This is a genomic window from Microcoleus sp. Pol12B4, from assembly GCF_036701385.1.
In the GTDB taxonomy this organism is placed as follows: domain Bacteria; phylum Cyanobacteriota; class Cyanobacteriia; order Cyanobacteriales; family Microcoleaceae; genus Microcoleus.
This window is the reverse complement of record NZ_JAUBQR010000306.1, coordinates 1-6362: the sequence shown is the minus strand read 5'-3', so window position 1 is coordinate 6362 and position 6362 is coordinate 1. Positions and strand designations below refer to the sequence as shown.

Sequence of the window (6362 nt, the reverse complement as noted above, 5' to 3'; positions counted from 1 at the left end):
GGTGGGCCGGATAGATAATGCGTTTGGCGATCGCAATTTTGTCTGTTCTTGCTTACCAATGGAGGCTTACACTTAAGATTGTAATCCATGTAAATCTCGTTTATATCTGAGTCTAGATCCCCCTAAATCCCCCTTAATAAGGGGGACTTTGAGAACGCTTCCAGTCCCCCCCTTCTTAAGGGGGGCTAGGGGGGATCTCCGGGTTTGATAGATGCCGAAATCCACCTCACCAAAGGCCTCAAGAAACCGGGTTTTTACGACAATACCCAATCACCACCCAAAAACTCCGAAAAAACCCGGTTTCTCAATCTCACGCGACAACTCAACAAAAATTCCCCCGTCTCAGCTATAATCAAAACCATCATCCCCACATCCTCACCACCCACCATGAGGCACTGGCCCCCCGGACAACAACTGCACCAAGGCAAATACCTAATCGAAGAAATCCTCGGCGGCGGCGGATTCGGTGTCACTTACCGCGCTCAAAACCGCAAAGAAGGTAAAGTAGTCGCCATCAAAACCCTAAATGCCAACGTTCAAGGTAAGCCAAACTTTCGCGAATTCCAAACCAAATTTGTCAACGAAGCTTTATCTTTAGCCCGGTGCAGCCATCCTCACGTCGTGCAAGTTTACGAAGTATTTCCCGAAACGGTGGGAAATATCGAATTGTGGTGCATGGTGATGGAATTAATCGACGGAATTGACTTAGCAGAATATCTCGAAGATAACGGCATTTTGTCCGAAGCGAAAGCTTTGCCAATTATTCAACAAGTGGGCAGCGCCCTGAGTTTTGTTCACAAGCAAGGATTTACTCACCTGGATGTTAAACCCCAAAATGTTATGCTCCGAAAGCGGGGTTTTGAAGCAGTTTTGATTGATTTTGGCATAGCGCGACAGGTGACGGCACCGGGGAAATTGCGGACAAATAGCAATTCCGGGACTGAGTGTTATGCACCCATCGAACTATTAGAAAAACGCGCTCAACTCGGCGCTTATACTGATGTTTATTCCCTAGCAGCAACGCTTTATGTCATGTTGACTGGTGAGATGCCGTTTCCGTCGCAATTCAGGAAGCAAAATATTCCTTTGACTGCGCCGAAACAGCACAACGATAAGATTAGTGACAGGGTGAATGTGGCGATTATTAAAGGGATGGAGTTGGAACCGCAAACTCGCCCGCAGTCGGTGCAGGAATGGTTAGATTTGGTGATGCCGAAACCTGTGGCTGCTGAAACTACCCGCGTAGTTTCAGCAGTGGGAATGGATTATATAAACTTGCGAGATTTATTAGCAGCAGAAAAGTGGAAAGAAGCGGATTGGGAAACGGCGGAAGTCATGCTGAAGGTGGCGGGTAGGGAGAAAGAAGGATACTTGCATTTTGAATATATTGATAAATTTCCCTGCGAGGACTTGCGTACCATTGACCAACTTTGGGTACAATACAGTGATGGGCGCTTTGGCTTTTCGGTACAGAAGCGCATCTATCAAAGTCTGGGGGGAACCAGGGAATATGATAGTAAAATATGGAAAGCGTTTCGCGATCGGGTAGGTTGGTATGTGAATAATAGCTCGTTGTCGTGGAGTGAGCTAAAATTCAACACCAAGGCACAGCCGGGACACCTCCCTGGTGGAGGTGGTGGTTTGTTGGGTGGGGTAGGGTGTGGGGATTGGATCCGTCTCTTCTCTCGTGTCGAGACTTGTGGACTTTAACATCTAAGCGTTTCAGGGTTTCATGAAGATTTATAAAAAAGGCTAAAACCACGAAACCTCGCCAGTTCTACGTTTCCGACGGGGTTTTCGAGACATAACCAGCAAATAATCAAAGTAAAATCAATCTCAGAAACCGGGTTTCTGCGATAATTTACGCATCATCACCCAGATTCAGGAAGAAACCCAGTTTCTACCTCCCCACCAACAGCCTCCAAACTCCATAACTTAGAAACAAAATTTGTAGTTTGCATTTCTTCCAACAGTGGCGATGACTTCTTTTTCGTGGTTGGCGGCGAAAGTGTGTGTAGGATTGGTTTCAACCGCCTAGTATAAAAGGGGTTTTAAACTATTAAGCATCGACCATCCAAGCAATACACTGTTGCATTTGCTCGCGCATTGTTTCTCGATCGGCATAATACCTGCGGCCGTGTCCCGGCAACACCCATTCAAAGTCATAATTAGCCAAATTCTGCATAGATTTGATTTGTTCTGGCCAAGAATACCAACAGGCTTCGCGAAAACCAACTAGCTGCTGCAAACTTTCTGACCAAGCGAGATGGTCGCCGCTGAACAAAAACTTGTTATTGTAAAGCAAAACTGTGTGACCTTTCGTGTGACCGGGAACAGGTATAATCAACAAATCATCCGCTATTTGATACGGTTCGCTGCGCGACAATTGAATTTCTACACTGCGAGTACCAGTGTTAATTTCGTCAGCATGGAGAATGCGATCGCACCCAAAATGATCGCGGTATTGTTGATGATCTGCCACGTCGTCGCGGTGAGTCAAGTAAAGATAGCGAATGCCACCCATTGCTTCGATATTTTTGACTAGCGGTGGCACAAAACGGGGAGAATCAACTAAAATATTGCCATCGGGACGGACAATTAAATAGCTGGCTGCGGCATAGGATTTCTTTGAGTGGTAGCCGCAGTGATAGACATTTTCTGCTACGAGTGCGGGCAACAGTTGCTGGGCTTCTTTGATCCTTTTGGGTTTTTCTACAGTGCCGATCGAACTTGTGGGACAAGACAAAAGAGCCGCGAGCGATCGCATTTCTTCAGTTTCATTAGTTGGCTGGTGGTAAACCGCAGACTGTTCTCCCGCTTGACCAAATACTTCAGGTGCCATCCACCGACAAGTATCACAGTCAATGCAGGTACTGTCTACATAAAAGTTACCGTTAATATTTTCCGTACGCCTCCGATTAATGTTAGCCATTTTTCTACCTCTTAATAACCCATATAAATTATGGTAACTTACTATAACGAGTACCCCTGACCTCCCGACAGGGGTTGAAACTGTCTCACAGCACAATCCGGTTAAAACCGACTAATAATTACTTCCTATTTATTAACATCAGCTTAGTATCAGTCCTCTTGCATAGGACTGATACTTGGAGGCAGGGGTTTAAATCCATGCCAGACTCTTGCTTCTGCGTGCAAGATCTAAGTTTCAATCAACAATTCTACTGCTGCTGATCCGCTGGAAAAGCACCCGCTTTCACCGCCACAGTCACAGGTTGTCCGCCGCGGCTTAATTCAAGCTGCAGATCGCTGCCCACTGTACTTTTCTCAACAATTTCTTGTACGCTGCCAGCATCGCTGACTTCTTTACCGTTGATTTTCTTGATCACATCGGCAAGGCGAACTCCAGCTTGTGCCGCCGGAGAATTTTTCGCAACTCCCAAAACTAACACGCCTTTATCTTCAGTCAGTCTCAATTTCGTGTTGGGATTTTGATTAAATTCTTTCTTGATTTCGGGAGTAATGCTCAACATCCGAACGCCGAGATAAGGATGTTCGGCTTTTCCTGCTGTTACTAATTGGTCGGCAATTTGTTGTGCTCGATCGATCGGAATAGCAAAACCCAATCCTTGAGCGCCTTGAATAATCGCCGTATTCATGCCGATAACTTGACCGCGCTGGTTCAGCAGCGGGCCGCCGGAATTGCCGGGATTGATCGCAGCGTCGGTTTGAATAAAGCTGACGCGCTTGTCAGGAACACCGACATCGGCGCTAGAACGGCCTGTAGCGCTAATAATGCCCACAGTCACAGTATTGTCCAAACCGAGGGGATTGCCGATCGCGATCGCCCATTCTCCCGGCTCTAATTCTTCAGATTTGCCCAAACTCACCACAGGCAAATTGGTAGCTTCAATTTTAACAACAGCCACATCAGTAACTGTATCGACGCCTAAAACTTTGCCGACAAATTCACGGCCATCCTTCAGTTTTACCGTCACCGTATCTGCACCGTCAACAACGTGAGCGTTAGTCAAAATGCGGCCGTCGGAACCAAAAACAAAACCCGAACCCGAACCCCTTTCTACCCGATTTCCCGGTTGAATGGGAGATTCCGGCCCGAAGAAGCGGCGGAATTGCTCGGGGATCTCATCTGGAACTTGGTTTCTCACCGTGCGAGACGAATTGATCCGCACCACTGCCGGGCCGACTTCCTGCACAACTTTAGTGACAAAATTAGAGTCTTGAGAGGGCAGTATATTCGCAGGCAATGCTGAGATTGGCGCTGTAGTTGAAGGTTCAGCTTGGATGGCGTTAGAGCTTCCAGGAACTTGAGAAGTTAGGGCGTTGCACCCAACCGTTGCGGTGGAGCCGAGCAAAACAAGGGATAAAAAAGCCAGTTTTTTCGGCAACGAGAAATGGCGAGAATGCACAGTTGTAGCAGGCATATTTTTGGTTGACATAGTATTGAGTTGGTGGGAGTTAGAGCGAGAGTTATAATTAGGATTTTGCATTTTTAGCACCTACTGTAATTTAATTACAACTTAAGGTTGTTTAATTTTAATTCAAGCATTGATGATCTCTGCTTGACTGGTGGGGTTTACCCTACAAGCTGGGGTAGAAACCGGACAGTCGCAGGCAAATTGTTTGTGGAATCGAGCTTTTGAGTCGGATCGAACTGGGTCGGCACTGGCGAATTGCTGTCTGAGTGCGATAATACAAACTACTGTAGCCAGCTCGCATATTCCGCATTTCCCGCGAACTTTTCACAGGATTGATATCCAAAGTCAACAACAATCCTGCACTCATAAAAACCAGCTTTATACGCAAAATCTTCGTTGTGAGCGATCGACGTTAACCTATAAACGGGGTTTTTGACCCCGCCTGCATCCAGAAAGGCTAGCAGCTAAAGCACCGCAAAGCCTCACCCTAAAGCAGGAAGTAAAAAAACTCTAAAGCCTCAAGCTAACGTAGCAACTAAACCTAAGTCAAAATAGCCTGCAAAAACTCTCTCCTAATCTAAAATTTTAACCTGGGGAGGAATTTTATTGCTCCATATGTTCAATGGAACTAACCGAATCGATTTCCCTCGACTTGTTCCTCGAACTCTCCAAAACATCAACAGTATTCTTAATAAAACCAGCCATCGGCACAGCCACTAACAAACCTGCGACTCCCGCCACCTTAACTCCCACCAGCAGCGCCACTAAAATCCACACAGGATTGAGACCGATAAAACCGCCTAATAACCGAGGAGCAACCCCACTTTCAATTATTTGTTCAATTACTGTAGCGACAGCTAAAACTGTAACGCCGAGCCAAAAATTGTTTAATGTGATCAGCAAACTGACAATGCAAATACTGAAAGGTGCCCCGAAGGGAATCATAGTCATTACACCCACACCCAAACCGAACAGAAGTCCGAAGGGAACTCGTAAAATTAAAAAAGCAACAGTGATAGACAGTCCCATCAAACCTGCCAAAGTTGCTTGCCCGACGAAGTAGTTGTGGAAGCTTCGCGCCAGCAACTCTCGCAATTGAAGGCTTAGCTTGGAAGGAAACCATTTAAACAATCCTTCCCATACGCGATCGCCGTGCAAGAGCAAGTAGAATGTCACGACTATTGTGAGGAGGAAATTTAACAGACTGTCGGCAGCACCTAAGCCAAATTTGAGAATTTCGCCAGTGAGAGACTGCAATTGAGATGAAAGTCGATCGCTCAATTGGGTAGTCAAGCCGCTGACATCAATACGGAGATTGCGATTTTCCGCCCAATTGTGGAATGCTTCAATCTGTTCTGTGCCAGAAACTATCCAAGTCGGCAGTCGGGTGGCAAGTTCAGTGATTTGGTTTAGCAGAATCGGGGCCAGAGTGACACCTAAAACCACCAATAGCAGTAAAGTCAAAAACAATACCGACAAAACTGCTCGATCGCGCTTCAAGCCGTATCTGTGGAGAAAGCGCACTGGATAATCTAGCAAAAAAGACAGCACTGTAGCCACTACCAAAACTGTAATCAGGGCGCGAAAATATTCAAAGACTAGGAGGGCTAACCAGCAGTTGAGTACCGCTAGGGGAAATACCAGTCCGTAAGTCCACCAATGCGGCAGTTGAGTGAAACGTCTCATCTAAGTTAACCGAGTTAAATTTTGAGATTCAAAATGCGAGATTGACACTGCTATTCGCCCTTCTCCGTTAACCATTTTATGTTGAATTTATTTATACTCGACCGCTGAAAATTCCCAGTTGCTCGACCCGCAGCGGAAATGGGGTTGCTGGCAGGCAGTGCCTGCCACAACCATGTTATATCGTTTCCGCTGGTATGGATATATTACTGGAGTTTAGACTAAGAAAAGCTGGCTCAGTTAGAAACTGAGGCATAAAAAATTCATTGGGCAGCCAAATAT

General features: G+C 46.2%; 5 protein-coding genes. 1 reads left to right on the top strand and 4 read right to left on the bottom strand.

Going from position 1 to position 6362, the window contains the following annotated elements:
• Positions 1–204: 204 nt before the first annotated feature.
• The gene (locus tag QUA38_RS26865; protein ID WP_333167285.1) at positions 205–1710 is read left to right on the top strand and encodes a serine/threonine-protein kinase; all 1506 of its coding nucleotides are present in this window, start codon (positions 205–207) and stop codon (positions 1708–1710) included.
• 349 nt (positions 1711–2059) lie between these two features.
• Here the strand turns inward: QUA38_RS26865 and QUA38_RS26860 are convergent, their stop codons facing one another.
• The 4 genes from QUA38_RS26860 to QUA38_RS26845 all read right to left on the bottom strand — a co-directional run bounded on the left by QUA38_RS26860 (position 2060) and on the right by QUA38_RS26845 (position 6083).
• Positions 2060–2932: an MBL fold metallo-hydrolase gene (locus tag QUA38_RS26860; protein ID WP_333167283.1), complete on the bottom strand. Its 873-nt coding sequence runs from the start codon at positions 2930–2932 to the stop codon at positions 2060–2062.
• A gap of 247 nt (positions 2933–3179) precedes the next feature.
• A complete protein-coding gene (locus tag QUA38_RS26855) occupies positions 3180–4469 on the bottom strand; it encodes an HhoA/HhoB/HtrA family serine endopeptidase (RefSeq protein WP_333167281.1) in 1290 nt (429 codons plus the stop codon).
• Between the two features lie 91 nt (positions 4470–4560).
• On the bottom strand, positions 4561–4764 hold the full coding sequence (locus QUA38_RS26850) for a hypothetical protein (protein WP_333167279.1): 204 nt from the start codon (positions 4762–4764) through the stop codon (positions 4561–4563).
• Between the two features lie 236 nt (positions 4765–5000).
• Positions 5001–6083: an AI-2E family transporter gene (locus QUA38_RS26845; protein WP_333100785.1), complete on the bottom strand. Its 1083-nt coding sequence runs from the start codon at positions 6081–6083 to the stop codon at positions 5001–5003.
• Between the last annotated feature and the right edge of the window lie 279 nt (positions 6084–6362).

Bases quoted from the DNA above. Each gene is read 5' to 3' on its own strand.
- QUA38_RS26860 (WP_333167283.1), bottom strand. From the start codon at position 2,932: ATGGCTAACATTAATCGGAGGCGTACGGAAAATATTAACGGTAACTTT.
- QUA38_RS26850 (WP_333167279.1), bottom strand. From the start codon at position 4,764: ATGAGTGCAGGATTGTTGTTGACTTTGGATATCAATCCTGTGAAAAGT.
- QUA38_RS26845 (WP_333100785.1), bottom strand. From the start codon at position 6,083: ATGAGACGTTTCACTCAACTGCCGCATTGGTGGACTTACGGACTGGTA.
- QUA38_RS26855 (WP_333167281.1), bottom strand. From the start codon at position 4,469: ATGCAAAATCCTAATTATAACTCTCGCTCTAACTCCCACCAACTCAAT.